Raw genomic sequence first — 20,998 nt, 5'->3', positions numbered from 1 at the left:
AACAGATTATTTATTGATTTAGATTGAAAAACTAAAATTGTGCTTCAAATTCTTGCTCAAGTCATAAAATTAACCAACTTTTCAATTTATTGATAAATTTTTTTTGTTTAGATGCAAGTCTCGTGATAGATTTCGCGGGCCTTTGCAGAGAGCATAGGTGTCTTGATTGCAATCAACTTCTCACTATCACTGATGAACTCATATAAGAGGAATTTTTGTGGCATCTGAGATTGTTGAAAATTGCTCAAGTCATGATCCTCTTCTGGACATTGATTCATCGGACTCATCGTCCGGAGTCAAATCAGACGAATATCTTGAACTTCAATTTCGAGTGTTCCGTCTGGCATTTTTATTGACTATTTTTTCTGTTGGCATAGCAGGGTTCTTTTGGGGAATCCAAGCTGGCGCAAGCCTATTTATTGGTGCTTTATCAGGAATTTTTTATTTTCGCTTGCTTGCTCGCGGAATTGGAAGGTTGGGTACTTCATCAAAAATCGTCGGTAAAGTCCAGTTGTTAGTTCCGGTCCTTTTGGTTTTGGTGTCTTCTAGATTTCCTCAGCTTGATTTGATTCCGGCTCTATTAGGATTTTTGCTTTATAAACCAGCGTTAATTATTCAGTTTCTATCTATGCCATAGGGCTTATTTAGAAATCAAATTTTTAAGTTTTGTTTGTTTGGCTTTTATTTTCTACGCAACCTAAACTTCCAGATAATGGGTTTTTTGCCATTTGTTTTTCCTTTCGCTGAATTAGAAGTTGGTCAACAACTTTATTGGCAAATTGGAAATTTTAGAATTCACGGCCAAGTCTTTATGACTTCATGGCTTCTTATAGGCGCTTTGCTTGCCTTAGTAGTCATTGGGACTAAAAAAATGGAACGTGATCCAAGGGGTGTCCAGAACCTTTTGGAATTTCTTTGGGATTACATACGTGATCTTGCAAGAACACAAATTGGTGAAAAGGTTTATAGAGATTGGATGCCTTTCATCGGAACCCTCTTTCTGTTCATTTTTGTGAGCAATTGGGGCGGTGCATTAGTTCCATGGAAGCTGATCAAACTCCCAAGTGGTGAGCTTGGGGCACCTACAGCTGACATAAATACAACTGTTGCATTAGCACTACTGGTATCTCTTTCATATTTCTATGCGGGTTTGAGCAATAAAGGTTTGCGTTACTTCGAGTATTACGTTCACCCAACGCCAATTATGCTCCCATTCAAAATTGTAGAAGATTTTACAAAGCCTCTCTCTCTCTCTTTCCGTTTATTTGGAAACATTTTGGCTGATGAACTTGTTGTAGCGGTGCTCGTTTTTCTAGTACCTCTTGTTCTTCCAGTTCCAGTTATGTTTTTAGGCTTGTTTACTAGTGCTATTCAAGCTCTGATTTTTGCAACTCTTGCTGCTTACTACATCGGGGAAGCAGTTGAAGAGCATCATTAATCATAACTTTTTGCTATTGAATTAACTTTTTAATGGCAAATTTCCTGCTTTTAGGCCTGAAATTCTTTCAGTATCATCTCAAGAACTATGAGATGCACCCCTCGCAGGTATAAACTCCCGGTCACATCTTTATAAGCGTTTAAAGCGCTACACATCTTTAGCAGAATTATGGATTCCATTACCACCGCCGCATCAGTTGTTGCAGCTGGCTTAGCTGTAGGCCTTGGCGCAATAGGCCCTGGTATCGGTCAGGGTAGTGCTGCACAAGGAGCAGTAGAGGGTATAGCCCGCCAACCAGAAGCTGAGGGAAAAATCAGAGGTACTTTGCTTCTTTCTTTCGCTTTCATGGAATCACTTACCATCTATGGCCTTGTGGTTGCATTGGTGCTTCTTTTCGCTAACCCTTTTGCTGGCTAAATATTTCAAAAAAGGGCTGATTGTATAACTCAATCAATTTGATTAACTTTCAGCCCCAATATTTGAAAATTCTTTAGCAAATTTCAATTGCCTTTATCTGGCTCGTTTAAATTCTTGCACCCCTAGCTAATGCCAACTTTGTTTTTGTTTGGTGCCTCTGAGGGAGGTCTGTTTGATTTCGATGCAACTCTTCCGCTTATGGCGGTTCAGGTTGTATTGCTTACTTTCATACTCAATGCTCTTTTCTTCAAACCTGTTGGACGGGTAGTTGAAGAAAGAGAGGATTATGTAAATACAAGTAGGGCAGAAGCAAAGAAAAAAATCGCTGAGGTTGAACTCCTTGAGACTGAACTCAAAGATCAGCTCAAGGAGGCTCGTCTTGAAGCACAGAAGGTGATTCTTGAGGCAGAGCAGGATTCTGAGAATCTTTACAAAGAGGCACTTGCTCTTGCGACTTCAGAGGCAAATGCATCGAGAGAGAAAGCTAGGCGTGAGATTGATTCACAAAGAGATGAAGCTCTTAATCAACTCAAAAACGAGGCTGACAATCTTGGTGATTTGATTATTGAAAGACTCTTGGCAAAAAAATGACTCCTTTAATTTTCGCTTCCGAAGGCTTTGGCCTTAATTTAAATATTTTTGAGACCAACATTATCAACTTAGCCGTTGTTGTCTTTGGCCTCTACAAGTTCTTACCAGGCTTTTTAGGGAAAATCCTTGAAAAGAGAAGAACTACAATTCTTTCTGACTTGAAAGAAGCAGAAGAGCGTTTAGCACAAGCACAAGATTCTCTTTCACAAGCAAAAGATGATCTTTCATCAGCTAAGCAAAAAGCTGACAAAATCAGAAATGATTGCAAAGTTAGAGCAGAAGCAATTCGTCTTGAGAGTGAAAAAAGAACTGTTGAAGAAATGGCAAGAATTAAACAAGGAGCTGCTTCTGACTTAAGTGCTGAAGCTGCAAGGGTAACTTCCCAATTAAGAAAAGAGGCTGCAGAACTTGCTATTGAAAAAGCATTAGCAATGCTTCCGAAAAAGTTAGATTCAAATACTCAAGATAATTTTCTTAAACAGTCAATTAAAAATATTGGAGACAACTAATGCCACTACTTAATACAGTCACTACTCCATATGCTGAAGCGTTCCTTCAAGTAGCAGAGAGCCGCAACGAGGTGGATGAAGTAGTTACTCAAGCTAAGTCTATTTTAGAACTTTGGAATTCTTGTCCTGAATTTAGTGATGCGATGTCATCACCAGTTTTAGAGGTTAATCAAAAGAAAGCCGCTTTAGAAAAGCTTTTCTCTAGTCAAGTCACTCCATCTTTCTTAAATCTTTTAAAACTTTTGGCAGATCGACAAAGAATCGGATTGTTGAATTCTGTTCTTGAAAGATTATTAGAAATCTATCGAGAACAAAGAAATATTGCTCTAGCAACTATTACTTCTGCTTCAGCGCTAAATGAAGATCAACAATCTGAGCTACTCAAGAAAGTACAATCTATAGCTGGTACAGATAATTTGGAAATCGATCTCAAAGTCGACTCCGAATTACTTGGTGGCTTTGTGGTCAATGTTGGATCAAAGGTCATTGATGCCAGCATCGCAGGGCAAGTCAGAAGACTTGGTCTTGCTTTGGCCAAAGTCAGCTAATTCTCTCCTGACTTTCTCCCCTTCTTCCTCTTTTACTTCTTCCCCAACTTTAAGTTATCACCATGGTTTCTATACGTCCCGACGAGATCAGTTCAATCCTTAAACAGCAGATTGCTGATTACGATAAGTCAGTATCTGTAAGCAATGTAGGTACCGTTTTACAAATCGGTGATGGTATCGCAAGAGTTTATGGCCTCGAAAAGGTTATGGCAGGTGAACTAGTTGAATTCGAAGATGGAACAGAGGGGATTGCTTTAAACCTTGAAGATGACAATGTTGGTGTCGTTTTGATGGGTGAAGCTTTAGGAGTACAAGAGGGAAGCACAGTTAAAGCAACTGGAAAGATTGCCTCAGTCCCAGTTGGTGAGGCAATGCTCGGAAGAGTTGTTAATCCTCTTGGACAGCAAATCGATGGGAAAGGAGAGATGGCTACAACTGACTCAAGATTAATTGAGTCAATAGCACCTGGAATTATTAAGAGAAAGTCAGTACATGAGCCTATGCAAACTGGGATTACATCTATTGATGCGATGATCCCTATTGGAAGAGGTCAGAGGGAGTTAATTATTGGAGATCGACAAACAGGGAAGACTGCAATAGCAATCGATACAATCATCAACCAAAAAGGTCAAGATGTTATTTGTGTTTATGTAGCGGTTGGTCAAAAACAAGCATCAGTGGCAAATGTGGTTGAAGTTCTTAAAGAAAAAGGAGCTTTGGATTATACAATTATTGTTAATGCCGGAGCATCTGAAGCTGCAGCTTTGCAATATTTAGCCCCTTATACAGGTGCCGCAATTGCTGAGCACTTTATGTATCAAGGCAAGGCGACACTAGTTATATACGATGATCTAACTAAGCAAGCTCAGGCTTATAGGCAAATGTCATTACTCTTACGTCGTCCACCAGGTCGTGAAGCATATCCAGGAGATGTTTTCTATTGCCATAGTCGTTTGCTTGAGAGGGCTGCAAAACTTTCTGATGCTATGGGTGCAGGATCAATGACATCCTTGCCTATTATTGAAACGCAGGCTGGTGATGTTTCTGCTTATATCCCAACTAACGTCATTTCAATTACTGATGGTCAGATTTTCTTGAGCTCAGATTTATTCAACTCTGGATTAAGACCTGCAATTAACGTTGGTATATCGGTTAGTCGTGTAGGAGGAGCTGCGCAAACAAAAGCTATTAAGAAAATTGCCGGTACGTTAAAACTTGAACTGGCTCAATTTGATGAACTTGCGGCATTCTCTCAATTTGCTTCAGATCTTGATGAGGCTACTCAAAAGCAACTAGGTAGAGGTAAAAGGCTAAGAGAACTTCTCAAGCAGCCTCAATTTGACCCTCTAAATTTAGCTGAACAAGTAGCTATTGTTTATGCAGGAGTTAAAGGATTGATTGATGAGGTTCCCGAGGAGGAAGTGGTTAAGTTTGCTCGTGAATTGCGTGATTATTTAAAAACAAACAAGGCTGAGTTCCTTAAAAATGTTCTCTCCGAAAAAGTATTAAGTGAAGCATCTGAATCAATGCTTAAAGACGCTATTAGCGAGGTTAAGTCCTCCATGCTTGCGGCTTAAACACAAAGGCTATCTAAGAGAGAAAATTACCTATGGCTAACCTAAAGGACATAAGAGACAGAATTGTCTCTGTCAAAAATACTAGGAAAATCACAGAAGCAATGAGACTTGTTGCTGCTGCGAAAGTTCGCAGAGCACAGGATCAGGTCTTAAGGAGCAGACCTTTTGCTGATCGATTGGCAAGGGTTTTAGAAAATATTCAATCAAGAATGCAGTTTGAAGCCGCTGACTCTCCTCTTTTAAACAAGCGTGAAGTTAAGACAATTACTCTCTTAGCTGTCACTGGAGATAGAGGATTATGTGGGGGATATAATGCGAACATAATCAAACGAACAGAGAAGCGATATGCCGAATTGAAAGGTCAAGGATATAGCCCCGATTTAGTTCTAATTGGTAAAAAAGCAATAGGATATTTCGAAAATAGATCTAGTCTTTACAAGATTAGGGCTACTTTTAAAGAATTAGAACAAGTCCCAACTTCTGAGGATGCTGCCTCTATAACTAGTGAAGTATTAGCAGAATTTCTCTCTGAAAGTACTGATCGAGTAGAGGTCATTTTTACTAAGTTTGTAAGTTTGGTTAGTTGTAATCCAACAATACAAACTCTATTACCTTTAGATCCTCAAGGAATAGCAGATTCAGAAGACGAAATTTTTAGATTAACTACAAAAGATAGCCAATTAATTATTGAGAAAGATGCTGCTCCTTCTAATGAAGAGCCGAAACTACCATCGGATATTGTGTTTGAACAAAGTCCCGATCAGCTTTTGAATGCTCTTTTACCTCTTTATTTACAGAATCAATTATTACGTGCATTACAGGAGTCCGCTGCTTCAGAATTGGCGAGTAGAATGACTGCGATGAATAATGCTAGTGATAATGCTAAGGAATTGGCTAAAAATCTTACTATTGATTATAATAAGGCTCGACAAGCAGCAATTACGCAAGAAATATTAGAAGTTGTCGGTGGAGCTTCAGCATAGTTTCTTACTTATCTCTGCCTTCACGAATTCTAGAAGTATAAGTCATTAATAAAGTGAATCTTGAATTTATAGAAATAGACCTTGATTGGCCTTTTGAATTAAGTGTATTTGACTTGAAAAATTATATTTTATCTAAGCTATTGGAATATGGTGAACCACTTAGGTGGGCCATTACTTCCGTGACTAATCATCCTGAAAAAAACGTCCAGATAATATCGGTCGAAGTTGTGTTGATGATCAATCAAGATAAGTGTAAAGGTATTAATCCTGAATTGAATTGATTTCTTTATGACTAATGCTGAACCTTTGCCAACATTATTGATTATTCCTACTGGCATAGGGTGCAATGTTGGTGGATACGCAGGGGATGCAATCCCTGCAGCAAGACTCTTAGCTTCTGCGAGTGGATGTTTAATAACTCATCCTAATGTTATGAATGGTGGGTCTTTATATTGGCCAGATAATTGTATCCAATATGTAGAAGGATATAGTTTAAATCTTTTCGCCTCTGGAGAAGTGTTTTTAAAACCAGTAAGACAACAAAAAGTTGGTTTACTATTAGATGCTGGATTAGAGTCTGATTTAAAGAAAAGACATTTACAAGTTGCCGATGGCTGTGTCGCAAGTTTGGGTCTAGATATTGGCCCTGTAATGACTACTGAAAAAGCCATACAAATTAATCTAAAAAAAGGTATGAGTGGCTCAAGTTGGGGAAATATTGAAGAACCAGATGTTCTTTTAAGAGCTGCTGAAAAACTTAAGCAAGCTGGCGCAACAGCAATTGCTGTGGTAACTCGCTTTCCTGATGAAAGTGATGAATTAGAAACTAAGCTTTATCGACAAGGTCATGGCGTAGATATTATTGCGGGGGTCGAAGCTGTAATAAGTCATTTCCTTGTAAAACATTTATTGATTCCATGTGCACACGCACCTGGCTTAGCACCCTTGCCAATTGATTATGATCTAGATCCTCGAACCTCTGGAGAGGAAATAGGATATACATTTCTGCAAAGTGTTTTAGTTGGTCTTAGTCGTGCACCTGATCTAATTTATAAGTCAGAAATGAAAGTTAAAGAAAATACTTTGTTCCAGGTCAACACTTTTTTAAGTAATAGAGATTTAGGAGCTGTTGTTGTGCCACAGGGGGCATTAGGTGGCGAGGCCGTCTTGTCTTGTATCGAAAGATTTATTCCTTTGATAATAGTTTCCAATCAAGGAGTATTAAATGTTAGCTCTACAAAGATGAGGCTGGATAGCTTAAGTGGTAATAGAGATAAGAATATTTTGTATGCTGAGAATTATATAGAGGCTGCAGGATTAATAACAGCTTTACGTCATGCGATTAATGTTAAGTCTCTGCGAAGACCAATTGATTGTTTAAAGCAATTGAATGACGAATAGAAGTTAATTAAAGGATTTGTCCTGAGGCTATAGGTTTTTTCCACCCACTTCCAAATGCTTGATTACTAATTTTCAATAAAGGAGGTGCTTGATAACGTTTGAATTCAGCGTTCTTTAAAAGGTTGGCTACTTTATGAACAATTTTTTTATCAAATCCTTTTTCTATTAACACCTCAGTTGGTAAGTGCTGTTCAATTAATCCTTTTAGTATTTGATCAAGAATGGAATACTCAGGCAAAGAGTCGCTATCTAATTGTTCTGGCCGTAATTCAGCGCTTGGAGGCTTGTCTCTTATCTCAGAGCTTATAATTTCTCCTTTTTCAGGGAGAGAAAAATCATTTCTACAACTTGATGACGATTCACTATCTATCCAATCACATAGATCAAATACACTTGTCTTATAAAGATCTCCAATTACAGACAAGCCCCCATTCATGTCTCCGTAAAGTGTGCAATATCCTACGGCAAGTTCTGACTTGTTTCCTGTTGATAGAAGTAAATGTTTTTTTTGATTTGCTATGGCCATCAATATTGTTCCCCTAATGCGAGATTGTAGATTCTCAGCTGTGATACCGGTTGGCATTCCCCATATTGAATTGGATAAAATATCGTTAAAACTATTCATTACATCTGAGATCGGAATCTTTTGATGATTTATTCCCAGTCGATTAGCTAATGTGGTTGCATCTTTTACGGACCCCGCTGAACTCCATGGAGAAGGCATTAAAATCGCATGAACTTTAGAGATACCTAAAGCTGCTACTGCAATAGTTGCTACTAGGGCTGAGTCAATACCCCCACTTAATCCGATAACGGCACTGTGGAAATTACATTTTCTTGCATAATCTTTAACTCCAAGCACTAGAGCCCTGAAAATGACTTCTTGTGATGTTGGATATTTACTTAATATCGAAGCTTGTTGCTTGAGGGAAGATATATCACAAAGACCAACTGACTCTTTAAAACTAGGAAGTTCTTGTTTTAACTCGCCTTCTTTATTAAGCGCAAAACTAGATCCGTCAAAGATCAATTCATCATTCCCTCCTACTTGATTGACATAGATCACCGGGCATGAAAGACGTATGGCTGCCTTGGCTGCTATGCGTTGACGTATTAAACTTTTCGATTCAATAAATGGAGAAGCTGAAAGATTGATAAGCAAATCTAATTTTTCGTTTTCTAAGAGTTTTAAAGGATCTTTCCCTAGGATCTTTTCATTTTGTAGATTTTGCTCAACCCATATGTCTTCACAGATAGTGATTCCTATCTTCCAAAGTTTTTTTTGAAAATTAAAACTTAAAATACTACTATTCTCTGCGGAACGAAAATAACGTTTTTCATCAAATACATCGTAAGTAGGTAGGAGTTGCTTCCTGGCTACGATTCTCCAGGTACCTTTTTCTAAAAGCACAACTGAATTGTAGAGTTTAGGAATTTCTATATCTGGAGTTGGTTCTGCAATACCAATTAATACAGATAAGTTTTGACTAAGATTACTTAATCTTTTGCTTAATTTATTTAGGACATCTTTTTCTTCTTCAAAAAGTCTTGGATTAAATAATAAGTCTTTTGGAGGGTAGCCGATTAAAGAAAGCTCTGGTGTTATTACTAGATCCACATCCTTGTCTTTGATCTCTTCGCATATTTCAAATATTTTCTTGGAATTACCATCGAGATCTCCAATAACTGGATTTAGTTGGGCCAGAGCTAATTTCATTTTCTGTTATCTGCTAGACCGTATAGATTCTCTTCAAGCAGTAATGGGACAAGCTCCTTAGGAATAAGTACTTTTTGAGGTCTCTCTCTAAATTTTGAACTTGATGATTCAGGTATTGTAAAAGGTAATATCTCAATTTTGCCGCCAAGCTTTTTAATTTCGGCTAGCTGTACATCGCTAATTGGCCATCCATCTCTCATCGCGATAGCTATTCTTACCTTGCTGAGAATAGACTTAGCATTAAGCCACTTTGGAACATGCATAGCCAAATCACTACCAATTACAAAACTAAAACTCGCTTCAGGCCATAGTTGGAAAGCTTTTTTTAGAGTATGAATTGTCCTAGGGCTACTCAATTCTTGAACTAGTTCTAATTTAGGATGCGAGATTTTTTTTACCAGAATCCTTAAAAGCTGAGTCCTTTTCAAAAGTGGAATTTGATGGTTTTTATCAGGGTTATCACTTGCCCAAGTTATAACCTTTGGGAAGATTTTTGTTAATTCACTTAATAAGGCCTCGTGACCAAGAGTAGGTGGATCAGCACTTGTACCAAATAAAGCTATTGAATTATTTTTGAGTTTCATGGCAACAAATAATTTTTATTTTTTTCCGTACTTGATGTAAGAAATTTAAAGTCACCAATCATTATTCTAAAGTCTGAGTTGTTTTTGAGAAGATATTTCAACATTAATCGAGGCCTGCCATCATTTCTACTTGTCCCCATTAGAAATTTATAAGCTGCGAGACGACCTATAAGTTTTGTCGCATGAATAGCAAGAGCTGCTTGAGCAATGGCTATAGGAGCAGTGGGAGCAAGGCTTAATCCTCCAGTCAGAGGTGCTGCAAATATCATTATTTGCTTGAGAATATTTAAAGTAATTTGTATTCCTATCTGCGCACCCCCTAATAATGAATTTTGGAAACTAAGCTTTTTTACTAATTGCCTGGCGGTGGGGCCACCTACTTCTAACCCATATAATTTACTTAGTTGAATAATAAGAGAACTATCAAAAGCTAGACCGGTAATAAGATCAATCATTAAGAAGGGATTAAGTGCTACCCCTGAGGCTTTTAAAGTTGCATATCTGCCGATTAAATTTTGTGCTTCTTTTTTCTTTTTCAGTAGTCGATTCTCTTTGAGTAAGTTATAGAATCGGTCTGCAATTCTTAAAGTATTTATACAAAGAAAAAAATCACCACTTTGGTCGATAATATCTTTAAGTTCATTTTTGAGAATATCAACTTTAGGGATTGTTTTCTCACTCCTAATAGTTCCGTCTGGTTTTATTTTTGCTTTCCTTGGAGATGAGGATACTAGAGCGATTTTAACCTTTTGTTTGCAAAATGATAATTTTCTGTGAACACTTGAGAGTATTAGTTTTGTTTCTCTTCTATTCCATTGATCACAACGATTTAAGACTATTAGTATTGGTTTGTTATGCCTTAATAGATCTTCAATGGAGTTCATATCGACTCTCGTTATATCACTATCAATTACATAAAGTATTAAATCTGTGTCTAGGACAGTATTAAAATTTATTTCTTCTTTATTAGAATTATTTATTTCATCTATGCCGGGAGAGTCGATTAGCTCAACCTTATTTAAGCCTTGAAATCTTTCGTCCCATTTATAAGATTTACTGGTTTTTGTATTACCATTAATTATATCAGTTGGAAATACTTGCTTTTCAATTAATGCATTTAATAAGCTTGATTTGCCAACTCCTACTCTGCCATGCACTGATATCTGTAGTTCTTTTTTCTCTAATTTATTTATTTGAAAATCAAGTTGATTTAAAGTGTCTTCAAATTTTGTTCTTTCGTAATTAGTGAGATTTAAGTTCTCTTTCCATTGACCAAGTAAAAACTTGCATTTTGTAGCTATATCTCTTTGGTAAATCATTTATTTGACTTCCTCCACCAACCAGCTAAAACTGCCAATACAGCTTCTGCTCCTATTAAACCAACAAATCCACCAAACTCATCTACCACAACTCTAACTCCATTTTTGTCTTCATTAAAACCAAGAAGTAGTCTATCTACTCGAATCATTTCGGGTACAAACTCTACATTCTCGCTTAGATCATAAGGAGTTAAATGAGAGTCTCCTTGAAGTAAAGAGGCTAATAACTTTTCACGGTTAGCAACTCCAACAACCTTGTCTACTTCTTCACCTAATACTACCCACCATGTTGCATTATTTTCTAATAAGTTTGATTTGACAGATTGCAAAGAAACTCTTCCTGGAAGTGTTGGAGCGGCAACTCGTGGAGTCATCAAATCTTTAGCAGTAAGATCATTTAGCTGGAAAACTTTGGATATCATTGCAGCCTCATCAGCTTCTATTTGACCTATTTGAGATCCAAGTCTGGCCATCTGTCTTATTTCTTCTTCGTCTGTTGTTAGCTCGCTCTTGGCAGTGATAATTGGTAGTAGACGTTCAAGAACTATTAGCAGTGGACGCATAACTATGCTTAAGAAATCAAGGACAGGAGCGCTTGTTAAACTGATTTGCAATGCAAGTCTTGTGCCGAGAGCTTTGGGAACAATTTCTCCAAGAAGTAAAACAAGAATAGTTAGGCCAACAAAAAATATTGGTTTTACATTTCCTATTCGATCTTGAAATATGTAAGTTGCGTAGCTTCCAACCATCAAACTTCCAAAAATATTGAAACTGTTATTTGCAATTGTTACTACAGTTAAAGTCCTTCCAATTCTGTGGCGTAATTTTTCTAATCTTCTAGCTCCAAGTACTTTGGGCTTTCTCCTTGCGAGCTCATGTACGCGTAATGGGTTAACTGCTAATAATGCTGCTTCAATCCCTGAGCACATTGCAGAACCCATTAAAATAACTGCAACAAGAGCAGTTAAAAGCAGAATGTCTTGGCTCATCCTCTAAAGATTTTTTAAAGAGTAAGGATCTTTTGCTTTTATTTTTCCACTAAGTTAGATCTCTTGCCATCCTTAAGTGTAAATAGGATTATTTTTGTGGCTGATTCAAGTGTTTTTCATCGCCGTAGAGACTCGTTTTTGTCAGGTTTAGGTTCGTATGCGGCTATTGTTCCAGCTGGAGAGTTAGTTACTCATCACGCAGATTGCGAATATCCTTTCAGACAAAATAGCGACTTTTGGTATTTAACTGGTTTTGATGAGCCAAATGCAGTGGCTTTATTTTTGCCTCATAAACCCAAAGGAGAACAATACGTATTATTCGTCTTACCTAAAGAGTCTGCGGCAGAGGTTTGGACAGGCTTTAGATGGGGAACAAAAGGAGTTTTAGATAATTTTGATGTTGATTTAGCCCACTCTTTGAATGAATTACCAAGCCTTTTAGCTCATTATTTAGAGGGGGCAGAGGGAATTGCTTTTCGAATTGGGAAGCATCCGAACATAGAACCTTTGGTTCTAAAAACTTGGTCGGAGCATTTACAAAAACTTCCAAGAAGTGGTTTAGCCCCATTATCCATGATTGCGCCTTGTCCAATACTTCACGATATGAGACTTCGTAAGGACGATTTTGAAATAGAAAGGATGCGTATTGCATCACAAATTTCTGCAGAGGCTCATGAATTAGTTAGAGAATTTGCTCGTCCAGGAATGAATGAGAGAGATTTACAAGCGCAGATAGAAAAATACTTTCTTGAGAAGGGGACTCGAGGACCTGCTTATGGCTCAATAGTTGCATCAGGTGATAATGCATGCGTGCTTCATTACACGGAAAACAATTCACCCATAAAGAATGGGGACCTTGTTTTGATAGATGCAGGTTGCTCTTTAGATGACTATTACAATGGTGACATAACAAGAACCTTTCCAGTTAATGGAAGGTTTTCTGGAGAGCAAAAAGCTATATATGAAATTGTTCTAAGTTCTCAAAAAGCTGCAATTGATTGTGTTCGACCAGGTGATAATGCTGAGAACGTACATATGACTGCCTTAAAACATCTAGTTGGCGGGTTAGTCGATATTGGCTTACTTGTTGGCGATGTTGATTCTATTATTGAACAACAAGCTTACTCGCATTTGTACATGCATCGAACAGGGCATTGGTTAGGACTTGATGTCCATGATGTAGGTGCATATAGACTTGGTGACTATCATTTGAATCTTGAACCTGGGATGGTTTTAACGGTTGAACCTGGAATTTATATAAGTGATCGGTTAGCGGTTCCCAAAGGGCAGCCTGAGATAGACAAAAGATGGAAAGGTATTGGAATTCGTATCGAGGATGATGTTTTGGTTACAGAAGATTCTGTTGAAGTATTGAGTTGTAAAGCAGCTAAGGATTTGATAGATATGGAATGTTAGTTGAAACTCTTTGAATGATTTCTTGAATGAATCTAACCATATATTTTTCTTCTTTAATAATTCCATCACTGTCGAATATTAGAAAAGCTTTTGGATTCCGACCTTTGTAATTCAAATAGGTCCTAGTTCCTGTTAAGTTAGTACTTTGTTAGTTAGTTGAAAATTAGAAATGATGGTTTCTGAAGAGGCAAGTACTGTTCAAGAAGATGTAACAAGTACTGAGGCAAGTGCAAAACCTGAAAATCAAGAGAAAGTAAATTCGGGTGAGACTAAATCAGGTCGACCAAGTGCACTTGGTGGTGCTGCAGCTTTAGCAACAGCAACAATAGATGCAGATGGTGTACCTTCTGGGCATACACCAAAGGCAGACGAGGGTAGATTTTTACTGAAAATTCTTTGGTTGCCAGATAACGTGGCTTTGGCCGTTGATCAAATTGTTGGAGGGGGTCCTAGCCCACTTACAGCCTATTTCTTTTGGCCAAGGGAAGATGCATGGGAAACATTAAAGTCGCAATTAGAAGAAAAAAGTTGGATTACTGATAATGAAAGAGTAGAAGTACTAAACAAAGCGACAGAGGTAATTAATTATTGGCAAGAAGAAGGCAAAGGAAAGACCTTAGAACAAGCTAAACTTAAATTCCCTGATGTAACTTTCTGCGGTACGGCATAAAAAAACCTTGAACAAAAATTTTTATTCAAGGGAAAAATTCTTTTAAAAACCTTAGTCTGATTTTGATGCTTGAAACCAAGCTTTTGCTTTGTTCAATGTTTCTTGTGCTTTGATTTTTTCAGGAGAATTACCCTGATCCTTGTTTTGGCTTAGTTGATTTTTAGCTTTTTCTAATTCAGCTTCAGCTTTGCCAGAGTCAATATTTTTCCCCATTTCAGCTTTATTTACTAAAACGGTAACTTCGTTAGATTCAACTTCTGCAAAACCTCCAGTTAAGGCTATTGAGTCCCAATTCCCATTTTTTAAAACCCTCAATACACCAAAATCAATAGCAGTAACCATTGAAATGTGACCAGGTAATACCCCCAAAAGCCCTGTAGTGCTCGGAAGTATTATTTCATCAGCAGTATCGTCAAATACGCTCTGATCAGGAGCAAGAACTCGTAGAGTAAGAGTCATTTCTTGAGGAATTTAAAAAAAAACGTTGAGTTGAGGTAATTAAACAAAACAAATTAATTTAAGCTTTTGCTTCAGATGCTATTTTTTCTGCTTTAGCTTTCACTTCATCAATGCTTCCAACAAGATAGAAAGCTTGCTCAGGGAGTTGGTCAAGTTCACCTGAAAGAATCATATTGAAACCTTTAATCGTATCTTCTAATTTGACGTATTTACCTGACATACCTGTAAATATTTCAGCAACAAAGAATGGTTGAGATAAGAATTTCTCAATTTTGCGGGCACGATCAACTGTCTTCCTATCCTCTTCTGATAGTTCGTCCAATCCCAAAATCGCAATAATATCTTGCAATTCCTTATATCTCTGAAGTGTTGATTGAACAGCTCTGGCCGTGCGGTAATGCTCATCTCCTACAACAGACGGCTGTAACATTGTGCTGGTTGAGTCAAGTGGATCAACAGCAGGATAAATTCCCTTGGCTGCAAGAGCTCTTGCTAAAACTGTAGTTGCGTCTAAGTGAGCAAAAGTAGTAGCAGGTGCAGGGTCCGTTAAGTCGTCAGCAGGTACATAAACAGCCTGAATTGAGGTGATAGATCCTTCAAGGGTAGAGGTAATCCTTTCTTGAAGCTCTCCCACGTCAGTTCCTAAGGTTGGCTGATATCCAACAGCAGATGGCATACGCCCTAGCAAAGCAGATACTTCTGATCCAGCCTGAACAAATCTGAAGATATTATCGATGAACAGAAGAACATCTTGCTTATTTACGTCACGGAAATGCTCAGCCATAGTCAAGGCAGATAGGCCCACCCTCATTCTTGCGCCTGGGGGCTCATTCATTTGACCAAAGCACAAAGCTAATTTTGACTTGGTTAGATCTTCAGAATTAATCACACCAGACTCTTTAAATTCTTCATATAAATCGTTACCTTCTCTAGTTCTTTCTCCCACTCCACCAAAAACTGATACGCCACCATGCTCTTTGGCAATATTGTTTATGAGCTCTTGAATTAGAACTGTTTTACCTACTCCAGCCCCACCAAATAATCCAACTTTTCCACCCTGACGGTATGGAGCCAGCAAATCGATAACTTTGATACCAGTCTCAAATACTTTTGGTTTTGTTTCTAAATCTGTAAGGCTTGGGGCTGATCGATGTATTGGAGAGGTAGTTACGTTCTTAAGGTCGCCTTGCTCATCTACAGGTTCTCCAAGGACGTTGAAAATTCTTCCAAGGGTGGCTTCACCAACAGGTACAGAAATTGGAGCTCCTGTGTCTAAAGCTTCCATACCTCTAACTAATCCATCAGTTCCGCTCATAGCAACGGCTCTAACCCGATGATCACCTAATAATTGTTGAACTTCAGCAGTCAGTGCAACATCTTGACCAGCAGGATTTTTGCCTTCAATCCTTAATGCATTAAGAATTGAAGGCAGCTTGCCAGCTGGGAATTCAACATCTAAAACAGGACCAATTACTTGGCGAACAACACCCTTAGTTCCAACAGTAGCGGTAGCAGAAGCGGCCATAAGATAACTAGAAACTTTGTGAGCATGCTCTGATTTGCATACCCTTATCAGCGGCTTAGACTACCACTCCACAGGCATTTTTTTTTAGTGTTCGGTCAACCGCACAGAATATATGTGGTCTAGAGCGTACTTAGATGCATAAATTAATACCGTTGGTAATGAGTAATACTCTTTATCGAGTCTGCGCTAAGCGCTTTTGTTTTTTTTTGCTACTGCATTAATTTATGGCAGCTGTATCTCTCAGCGTCTCCACTGTCAAGCCACTTGGAGATCGTGTATTTGTAAAAGTTTCTGAATCAGAAGAGAAGACTGCGGGGGGTATTTTGCTTCCTGACACTGCTAAAGAGAAACCTCAAGTCGGTGAAGTTGCTCAGGTTGGTCCAGGAAAACGAAACGAGGATGGTTCTCGTCAATCTCCTGAAGTAAGTGTTGGAGACAAGGTTCTCTACAGTAAGTACGCAGGTACTGATATCAAACTTGGCAGCGATGAATATGTACTTCTCTCTGAGAAAGACATTCTTGCTGTCGTCAACTAATACTCAGCTTTTGCTGAAGTCCAAACCAAAAAACTTTTCGAAATTAAAGGAAATCGCCTCTTATGGCTAAGCGCATCATTTACAACGAGCAAGCCCGCCGAGCACTCGAGCGTGGTATTGACATTTTGGCTGAATCAGTCGCAGTCACTTTAGGGCCGAAAGGTCGTAATGTTGTTCTCGAGAAAAAGTTCGGTGCACCTCAAATAATCAATGATGGTGTAACCATTGCTAAGGAGATCGAACTCGAAGATCACATTGAAAACACTGGAGTTGCTCTAATACGTCAAGCCGCATCAAAAACAAATGATGCAGCTGGAGATGGCACGACCACTGCAACTGTTCTTGCTCATGCAATGGTCAAAGCTGGTTTGAAAAATGTTGCAGCAGGAGCAAATGCAATCACTTTGAAAAAAGGAATTGATAAGGCAACTGAGTTTTTGGTTGAAAAAATAAAAGATCATTCCAAGCCAATTAGTGACAGTAATGCAATTGCTCAATGTGGCACGATTGCTGCTGGTAATGATGAAGAAGTTGGCAAAATGATTGCTGATGCTATGGATAAAGTTGGAAAAGAAGGTGTTATCTCTTTAGAAGAAGGCAAGTCAATGACCACTGAGTTAGAGGTCACTGAAGGAATGCGTTTTGATAAAGGATACATCTCTCCTTATTTCGCAACTGATACTGAGAGAATGGAAGCAGTTTTGGACGAGCCTTATATACTTCTTACTGACAAGAAAATTGGTCTAGTTCAAGATCTTGTTCCTGTCTTAGAACAAGTTGCTAAAACTGGTAAACCTCTTCTAATAATTGCTGAAGATATAGAAAAAGAAGCTTTGGCGACATTAGTTGTCAATCGCTTAAGAGGTGTTCTTAACGTTGCCGCAGTTAAGGCTCCTGGTTTTGGTGATCGTAGAAAGGCGATGCTTGAAGATATGGCTGTTTTAACTAATGGCCAACTCATTACTGAGGATGCAGGCTTAAAACTTGAGAATGCAACTCTTGATATGCTTGGAACTTCAAGGAGAGTGACCATTAATAAGGACACATCAACAATTGTGGCTGAAGGCAATGAAGTCGCTGTAAATGCAAGATGTGAACAAATCAAGAAGCAGATGGATGAGACCGACTCAACCTATGACAAAGAAAAACTTCAGGAAAGATTAGCTAAGCTATCTGGTGGGGTAGCTGTAGTGAAGGTGGGAGCTGCGACTGAGACTGAGATGAAAGACAAGAAGCTTCGATTAGAGGATGCAATTAACGCAACTAAAGCTGCAGTTGAAGAAGGCATTGTTCCTGGTGGTGGAACTACTCTCGCTCATTTAGCTCCTGCGTTGGGAGATTGGTCTTCCTCCAATCTTTCTGGTGAGGAATTAATAGGTGCAAACATTGTTGAAGCTGCTCTTACTTCACCATTAATGCGCATAGCCGAAAATGCTGGTGCTAATGGAGCAGTTGTTGCTGAGAATGTTAAATCTAAGCCGGTCAATGATGGCTATAACGCTGCAACTGGTGAATATGTAGATATGCTTTCTGCTGGAATCGTTGATCCTGCGAAGGTAACAAGATCAGGCTTGCAAAATGCTGCTTCAATAGCAGGAATGGTTCTTACAACTGAATGCATAGTTGCTGATCTACCAGAGAAGAAAGACTCTTCATCAGCAGGTGGTGGAATGGGTGGTGATTTTGATTACTAAATAATCATTCTCCTTCAATTAAACAAAAAAAAGAGAGATTGTCTTTACAGTCTCTCTTTTTTGATTGAAAACTTATACATATAATATTTAATTATTAATGTAATTCTTTAAAGTTAGCTAAATAAAACTATTGATTAAGGTTGCAAAAAAAAATAATTTTTATAAATTTATTTTAACCATCCTGCGCTAATAATAACAGCAAGGGATAAAAATAAAATAAGACATGCCCAAGTGGCTCTATTTAAGGTAGATTCTGCACTGCTGGCACTAGTGAACATTGAGCTGCCACTGGAGGCTAGACCACCCATTCCATCACCTTTTGGGCTGTGAAGAAGAACTAATAGTATTAGAAAAACTCCTGAAATTGCCCATATCCATGATAAAAAAGGAATGATCATTGATTTTATTTAATATGCTGGTTGAGGGATAAGATTTGGTTTCTTAGGTAAGTTAATTGGCTCAATAAGAGTTTTCCCAGTCATCGCTTTTGGCTTTGGCAGATTCAATAGGTGTAAAAGGGTAGGAGCCAGATCAGCTAATCCACCACCGGACTCTCTTAATTTTATATCATTACCATATCCACTCAATTTACGCTTTTCACCTTCGATAAGTATCACTGGTACAGGATTTGTTGTATGTGCTGTCCATGGTTGTCCATCAGGACCAATCATCATTTCAGAATTACCATGATCAGCTGTTATTAGAAGAGATCCTCCTAACTTTCCAATTGAATTTAATAATTTCCCAATGCAGCTATCAACTTTTTCATTAGCTTTTATTGCTGCTTTCATTATTCCCGAATGTCCAACCATATCTGGATTAGCAAAATTGATTACCACTAATGAGTAAATTCCAGTGTCAATTGCTTGGATACAACTTTCAGTCAGTTCGTCTGCTGACATCTCAGGTTGTAAATCGTATGTTGCAACTCTTGGGGAAGGCACAAGATGTCTAACTTCTCCTTTTAATGGTTTTTCAATACCTCCATTTAAAAAATAAGTTACGTGTGGATATTTTTCAGTTTCAGCTGTTCGATATTGATTTAAACCATGATCAGCAATTACTTGACCTAACAAATCATTTAGAGGCTCAGGTGGAAATGCAACTGATACAGGAAGACCTGATTCGTATTGAGTAAAAGTAAGGACGTCAATATCAGTTTTGTTTTTCCTCTCAAAGCCATCAAAATCTTTTAATTTAAGTGCCTTTACTAACTGTCTAGCTCTATCAGGACGGAAATTAAAAAAAACTACGCCATCTCCGTCTTTTAAAAATGAGGAGGAAAGCCTTACGGGTTCAATAAATTCATCTGTTATCCCTTCTTGATAGCTTTTATTTATGCTTTCTGCAGCAGATAGCTTGCTGATAGCAAATCTTGGGTCGGTAAGTAATTCGTAGGCTTTTGATGTCCTTTCCCATCGATTATCTCGGTCCATAGCCCAATATCTTCCGCACAGTGATGAAATTTCCCCTACTCCTGTTGCCTTGATTTTCGCTTCTATCGTGTTTATGTATTTAGTCGCACTTTTTGCGGAAGTGTCTCTCCCATCAGTAAATAAATGCAATGAAACATTTTTTAGCCCCTTGCTTGCAGCCCATTCGATTAATCCACATAAATGTTTGATGTGGCTGTGAACTCCTCCATCAGAGCAAAGTCCCATAATATGGAGAGTACCTCCACCTTTTTTCAAGGATTGAGAAAATTGATTAAGAGCAGGGTTTGCAATTAATTTATTTTCTTTAACGGTATTAGATATTCGAACTAGTTCTTGCTGAATAATCCTCCCTGCTCCAATGGTGAGATGACCAACTTCAGAGTTACCCATTTGTTCATCTGGAAGTCCAACATCTGCACCACTAGCCTCAATAAGAGTATGAGGATAGGCATGCCATAAGGCATCTATTACTGGAGTTGATGCTTGTCTTACCGCATTATGTTCAATTTCTTCTCTGTAGCCCCAACCATCAAGTATCGCTAGCACAACTGGCGCTACTTTCTTTTTATTTATTGAAACAGCTGGATTACTGCCTGACATTAAAGAAATTTGTTTCTTTTGATGGGTTTCTTTCGTATTAAATTACTTCCTAATTGGCAAAGAGGCTAATACTTTGATGTTTGGTTAGCTTTTCCCTATTAGATTAAAAAATTATTGCAGCTATTCCAAAGAAAAAATAAAATTTTATGACTTTAAAAATGTCAGACGAAGCCATAAAAAAGAAATAGAAATCCTCTCAAAAAAAGAACTTGAGAGAACCATAAAAAGATTGGCTTCTCAAATCTTGGAAAACATTGCAAATATTAGTTCTTTTTTGCTTATTGGAATACCAAGCAGGGGGAGTTTATTTGTATAAATTATTAGCAAAATATTTAGAGGAACTTTCTGGTGGGCCAATTGAGAATGGTTGTTTAGATCCTACTTCTCATATTTAATCTTGCGAGGATAGGCACTCGCTTTGCTCAAGTGACTGAGTTACCCTGTTGAGTTGATGATAGAGAGATCGTCTTAATTGATGATGTTATATTCACAGAAAAACGATCAAAGCTACATTAGAAGCTCTATATTCATGTGATATGGGAAAGAAGTTTTACGCTTCTTTCTATGGTAGATAGGAGCACCGAGACAT

The 20,998-nt window shown here is 38.1% G+C and carries 22 protein-coding genes; 14 read left to right on the top strand and 8 right to left on the bottom strand.

What is annotated here, in order from left to right; genetic code table 11:
* Positions 1-217: 217 nt before the first annotated feature.
* The 10 genes from PMN2A_RS08170 to PMN2A_RS08125 all read left to right on the top strand — a co-directional run bounded on the left by PMN2A_RS08170 (position 218) and on the right by PMN2A_RS08125 (position 7,464).
* The gene (locus PMN2A_RS08170; RefSeq protein ID WP_011295332.1) at positions 218-637 is read left to right on the top strand and encodes a membrane protein; all 420 of its coding nucleotides are present in this window, start codon (positions 218-220) and stop codon (positions 635-637) included.
* Positions 638-712: 75 nt separating this feature from the next.
* A complete protein-coding gene (gene atpB / locus PMN2A_RS08165) occupies positions 713-1,438 on the top strand; it encodes a F0F1 ATP synthase subunit A (RefSeq protein ID WP_011295331.1) in 726 nt (241 codons plus the stop codon).
* A gap of 168 nt (positions 1,439-1,606) precedes the next feature.
* On the top strand, positions 1,607-1,855 hold the full coding sequence (gene atpE, locus PMN2A_RS08160; protein WP_011125758.1) for an ATP synthase F0 subunit C: 249 nt from the start codon (positions 1,607-1,609) through the stop codon (positions 1,853-1,855).
* 129 nt (positions 1,856-1,984) lie between these two features.
* A complete protein-coding gene (locus tag PMN2A_RS08155) occupies positions 1,985-2,446 on the top strand; it encodes a F0F1 ATP synthase subunit B' (protein ID WP_011295330.1) in 462 nt (153 codons plus the stop codon).
* Positions 2,443-2,955, top strand: a complete 513-nt coding sequence (locus tag PMN2A_RS08150; protein WP_011295329.1) for a F0F1 ATP synthase subunit B — start codon at positions 2,443-2,445, stop codon at positions 2,953-2,955. The genes PMN2A_RS08155 and PMN2A_RS08150 overlap by 4 nt, the downstream gene beginning before the upstream one ends.
* Positions 2,955-3,503 carry an ATP synthase F1 subunit delta gene (gene atpH / locus PMN2A_RS08145; protein ID WP_011295328.1) on the top strand — a complete coding sequence of 183 codons (549 nt, stop codon included), beginning with the start codon at positions 2,955-2,957 and terminating at the stop codon, positions 3,501-3,503. The genes PMN2A_RS08150 and atpH overlap by 1 nt, the downstream gene beginning before the upstream one ends.
* A 62-nt stretch (positions 3,504-3,565) precedes the next feature.
* Positions 3,566-5,080, top strand: coding sequence for a F0F1 ATP synthase subunit alpha (gene atpA / locus PMN2A_RS08140; protein ID WP_011295327.1), 1,515 nt, complete (start codon positions 3,566-3,568; stop codon positions 5,078-5,080).
* Between the two features lie 32 nt (positions 5,081-5,112).
* A complete protein-coding gene (locus tag PMN2A_RS08135; RefSeq protein ID WP_011295326.1) occupies positions 5,113-6,063 on the top strand; it encodes a F0F1 ATP synthase subunit gamma in 951 nt (316 codons plus the stop codon).
* 53 nt (positions 6,064-6,116) lie between these two features.
* Positions 6,117-6,344: a hypothetical protein gene (locus PMN2A_RS08130; protein ID WP_011295325.1), complete on the top strand. Its 228-nt coding sequence runs from the start codon at positions 6,117-6,119 to the stop codon at positions 6,342-6,344.
* Positions 6,345-6,351: 7 nt separating this feature from the next.
* Entirely contained in the window at positions 6,352-7,464 is a 1,113-nt protein-coding gene (locus PMN2A_RS08125; RefSeq protein WP_011295324.1) for a DUF3326 domain-containing protein, read from the top strand.
* Positions 7,465-7,471: 7 nt separating this feature from the next.
* On the opposite strand, the gene PMN2A_RS08120 is transcribed toward PMN2A_RS08125, so the two are convergent.
* Genes PMN2A_RS08120 through PMN2A_RS08105 form a run of 4 tightly spaced genes read right to left on the bottom strand, consistent with a single transcriptional unit; the run spans position 7,472 to position 12,073 of the window.
* Positions 7,472-9,181: an NAD+ synthase gene (locus PMN2A_RS08120; RefSeq protein ID WP_011295323.1), complete on the bottom strand. Its 1,710-nt coding sequence runs from the start codon at positions 9,179-9,181 to the stop codon at positions 7,472-7,474.
* Complete coding sequence (locus tag PMN2A_RS08115) at positions 9,178-9,765, bottom strand: nicotinate-nucleotide adenylyltransferase (protein WP_011295322.1); 588 nt, start codon at positions 9,763-9,765, stop codon at positions 9,178-9,180. The genes PMN2A_RS08120 and PMN2A_RS08115 overlap by 4 nt, the downstream gene beginning before the upstream one ends.
* A complete protein-coding gene (locus PMN2A_RS08110; protein WP_011295321.1) occupies positions 9,762-11,084 on the bottom strand; it encodes a GTP-binding protein in 1,323 nt (440 codons plus the stop codon). Before PMN2A_RS08110 ends, PMN2A_RS08115 begins: the two co-directional genes overlap by 4 nt.
* Positions 11,081-12,073, bottom strand: a complete 993-nt coding sequence (locus tag PMN2A_RS08105) for a CNNM domain-containing protein (RefSeq protein ID WP_011295320.1) — start codon at positions 12,071-12,073, stop codon at positions 11,081-11,083. The genes PMN2A_RS08110 and PMN2A_RS08105 overlap by 4 nt, the downstream gene beginning before the upstream one ends.
* 96 nt (positions 12,074-12,169) lie before the next feature.
* On the opposite strand from PMN2A_RS08105, the gene PMN2A_RS08100 reads away from it, so the two are divergent.
* Positions 12,170-13,489 carry an aminopeptidase P N-terminal domain-containing protein gene (locus PMN2A_RS08100; protein ID WP_011295319.1) on the top strand — a complete coding sequence of 440 codons (1,320 nt, stop codon included), beginning with the start codon at positions 12,170-12,172 and terminating at the stop codon, positions 13,487-13,489.
* A 169-nt stretch (positions 13,490-13,658) separates the two neighbouring features.
* Entirely contained in the window at positions 13,659-14,159 is a 501-nt protein-coding gene (locus PMN2A_RS08095; RefSeq protein WP_011295318.1) for a 30S ribosomal protein PSRP-3, read from the top strand.
* Between the two features lie 51 nt (positions 14,160-14,210).
* Here PMN2A_RS08095 and atpC read toward each other — a convergent pair whose 3' ends face one another.
* Positions 14,211-14,618: an ATP synthase F1 subunit epsilon gene (atpC, locus tag PMN2A_RS08090; RefSeq protein WP_011295317.1), complete on the bottom strand. Its 408-nt coding sequence runs from the start codon at positions 14,616-14,618 to the stop codon at positions 14,211-14,213.
* A gap of 58 nt (positions 14,619-14,676) precedes the next feature.
* Positions 14,677-16,143 (bottom strand): F0F1 ATP synthase subunit beta, encoded by a 1,467-nt coding sequence (gene atpD / locus PMN2A_RS08085; protein WP_011295316.1) that lies wholly within the window; start codon positions 16,141-16,143, stop codon positions 14,677-14,679.
* Between the two features lie 224 nt (positions 16,144-16,367).
* On the opposite strand from atpD, the gene groES reads away from it, so the two are divergent.
* Both groES and groL read left to right on the top strand, forming a co-directional pair.
* The gene (groES, locus tag PMN2A_RS08080) at positions 16,368-16,679 is read left to right on the top strand and encodes a co-chaperone GroES (RefSeq protein ID WP_011295315.1); all 312 of its coding nucleotides are present in this window, start codon (positions 16,368-16,370) and stop codon (positions 16,677-16,679) included.
* 62 nt (positions 16,680-16,741) lie between these two features.
* Entirely contained in the window at positions 16,742-18,373 is a 1,632-nt protein-coding gene (groL, locus tag PMN2A_RS08075; RefSeq protein WP_011295314.1) for a chaperonin GroEL, read from the top strand.
* A gap of 167 nt (positions 18,374-18,540) precedes the next feature.
* Here groL and secG read toward each other — a convergent pair whose 3' ends face one another.
* Together secG and gpmI are read right to left on the bottom strand one after the other, a co-directional pair.
* Complete coding sequence (gene secG, locus PMN2A_RS08070; protein ID WP_011295313.1) at positions 18,541-18,771, bottom strand: preprotein translocase subunit SecG; 231 nt, start codon at positions 18,769-18,771, stop codon at positions 18,541-18,543.
* Between the two features lie 9 nt (positions 18,772-18,780).
* Positions 18,781-20,409 (bottom strand): 2,3-bisphosphoglycerate-independent phosphoglycerate mutase, encoded by a 1,629-nt coding sequence (gene gpmI, locus PMN2A_RS08065; RefSeq protein ID WP_011295312.1) that lies wholly within the window; start codon positions 20,407-20,409, stop codon positions 18,781-18,783.
* Positions 20,410-20,998: the final 589 nt, after the last annotated feature.

This window comes from Prochlorococcus marinus str. NATL2A (assembly GCF_000012465.1).
GTDB lineage: Bacteria > Cyanobacteriota > Cyanobacteriia > PCC-6307 > Cyanobiaceae > Prochlorococcus_B > Prochlorococcus_B marinus_B.
The sequence above is the reverse complement of the archived record's forward strand: the minus strand, read 5'-3'. Positions and strand labels throughout refer to the sequence as shown.

What these genes read in the sequence shown, in the direction of transcription:
- PMN2A_RS08115 (WP_011295322.1), bottom strand. Translation starts at nt 9,765, where the DNA reads ATGAAACTCAAAAATAATTCAATAGCTTTATTTGGTACAAGTGCTGAT.
- atpA (WP_011295327.1), top strand. Translation starts at nt 3,566, where the DNA reads ATGGTTTCTATACGTCCCGACGAGATCAGTTCAATCCTTAAACAGCAG.
- PMN2A_RS08150 (WP_011295329.1), top strand. Translation starts at nt 2,443, where the DNA reads ATGACTCCTTTAATTTTCGCTTCCGAAGGCTTTGGCCTTAATTTAAAT.
- PMN2A_RS08155 (WP_011295330.1), top strand. Translation starts at nt 1,985, where the DNA reads ATGCCAACTTTGTTTTTGTTTGGTGCCTCTGAGGGAGGTCTGTTTGAT.
- PMN2A_RS08110 (WP_011295321.1), bottom strand. Translation starts at nt 11,084, where the DNA reads ATGATTTACCAAAGAGATATAGCTACAAAATGCAAGTTTTTACTTGGT.
- groES (WP_011295315.1), top strand. Translation starts at nt 16,368, where the DNA reads ATGGCAGCTGTATCTCTCAGCGTCTCCACTGTCAAGCCACTTGGAGAT.
- PMN2A_RS08135 (WP_011295326.1), top strand. Translation starts at nt 5,113, where the DNA reads ATGGCTAACCTAAAGGACATAAGAGACAGAATTGTCTCTGTCAAAAAT.
- secG (WP_011295313.1), bottom strand. Translation starts at nt 18,771, where the DNA reads ATGATCATTCCTTTTTTATCATGGATATGGGCAATTTCAGGAGTTTTT.
- PMN2A_RS08095 (WP_011295318.1), top strand. Translation starts at nt 13,659, where the DNA reads ATGATGGTTTCTGAAGAGGCAAGTACTGTTCAAGAAGATGTAACAAGT.
- PMN2A_RS08120 (WP_011295323.1), bottom strand. Translation starts at nt 9,181, where the DNA reads ATGAAATTAGCTCTGGCCCAACTAAATCCAGTTATTGGAGATCTCGAT.
- atpB (WP_011295331.1), top strand. Translation starts at nt 713, where the DNA reads ATGGGTTTTTTGCCATTTGTTTTTCCTTTCGCTGAATTAGAAGTTGGT.
- atpC (WP_011295317.1), bottom strand. Translation starts at nt 14,618, where the DNA reads ATGACTCTTACTCTACGAGTTCTTGCTCCTGATCAGAGCGTATTTGAC.
- atpD (WP_011295316.1), bottom strand. Translation starts at nt 16,143, where the DNA reads ATGGCCGCTTCTGCTACCGCTACTGTTGGAACTAAGGGTGTTGTTCGC.
- PMN2A_RS08125 (WP_011295324.1), top strand. Translation starts at nt 6,352, where the DNA reads ATGACTAATGCTGAACCTTTGCCAACATTATTGATTATTCCTACTGGC.
- atpE (WP_011125758.1), top strand. Translation starts at nt 1,607, where the DNA reads ATGGATTCCATTACCACCGCCGCATCAGTTGTTGCAGCTGGCTTAGCT.
- PMN2A_RS08105 (WP_011295320.1), bottom strand. Translation starts at nt 12,073, where the DNA reads ATGAGCCAAGACATTCTGCTTTTAACTGCTCTTGTTGCAGTTATTTTA.
- gpmI (WP_011295312.1), bottom strand. Translation starts at nt 20,409, where the DNA reads ATGTCAGGCAGTAATCCAGCTGTTTCAATAAATAAAAAGAAAGTAGCG.
- groL (WP_011295314.1), top strand. Translation starts at nt 16,742, where the DNA reads ATGGCTAAGCGCATCATTTACAACGAGCAAGCCCGCCGAGCACTCGAG.
- atpH (WP_011295328.1), top strand. Translation starts at nt 2,955, where the DNA reads ATGCCACTACTTAATACAGTCACTACTCCATATGCTGAAGCGTTCCTT.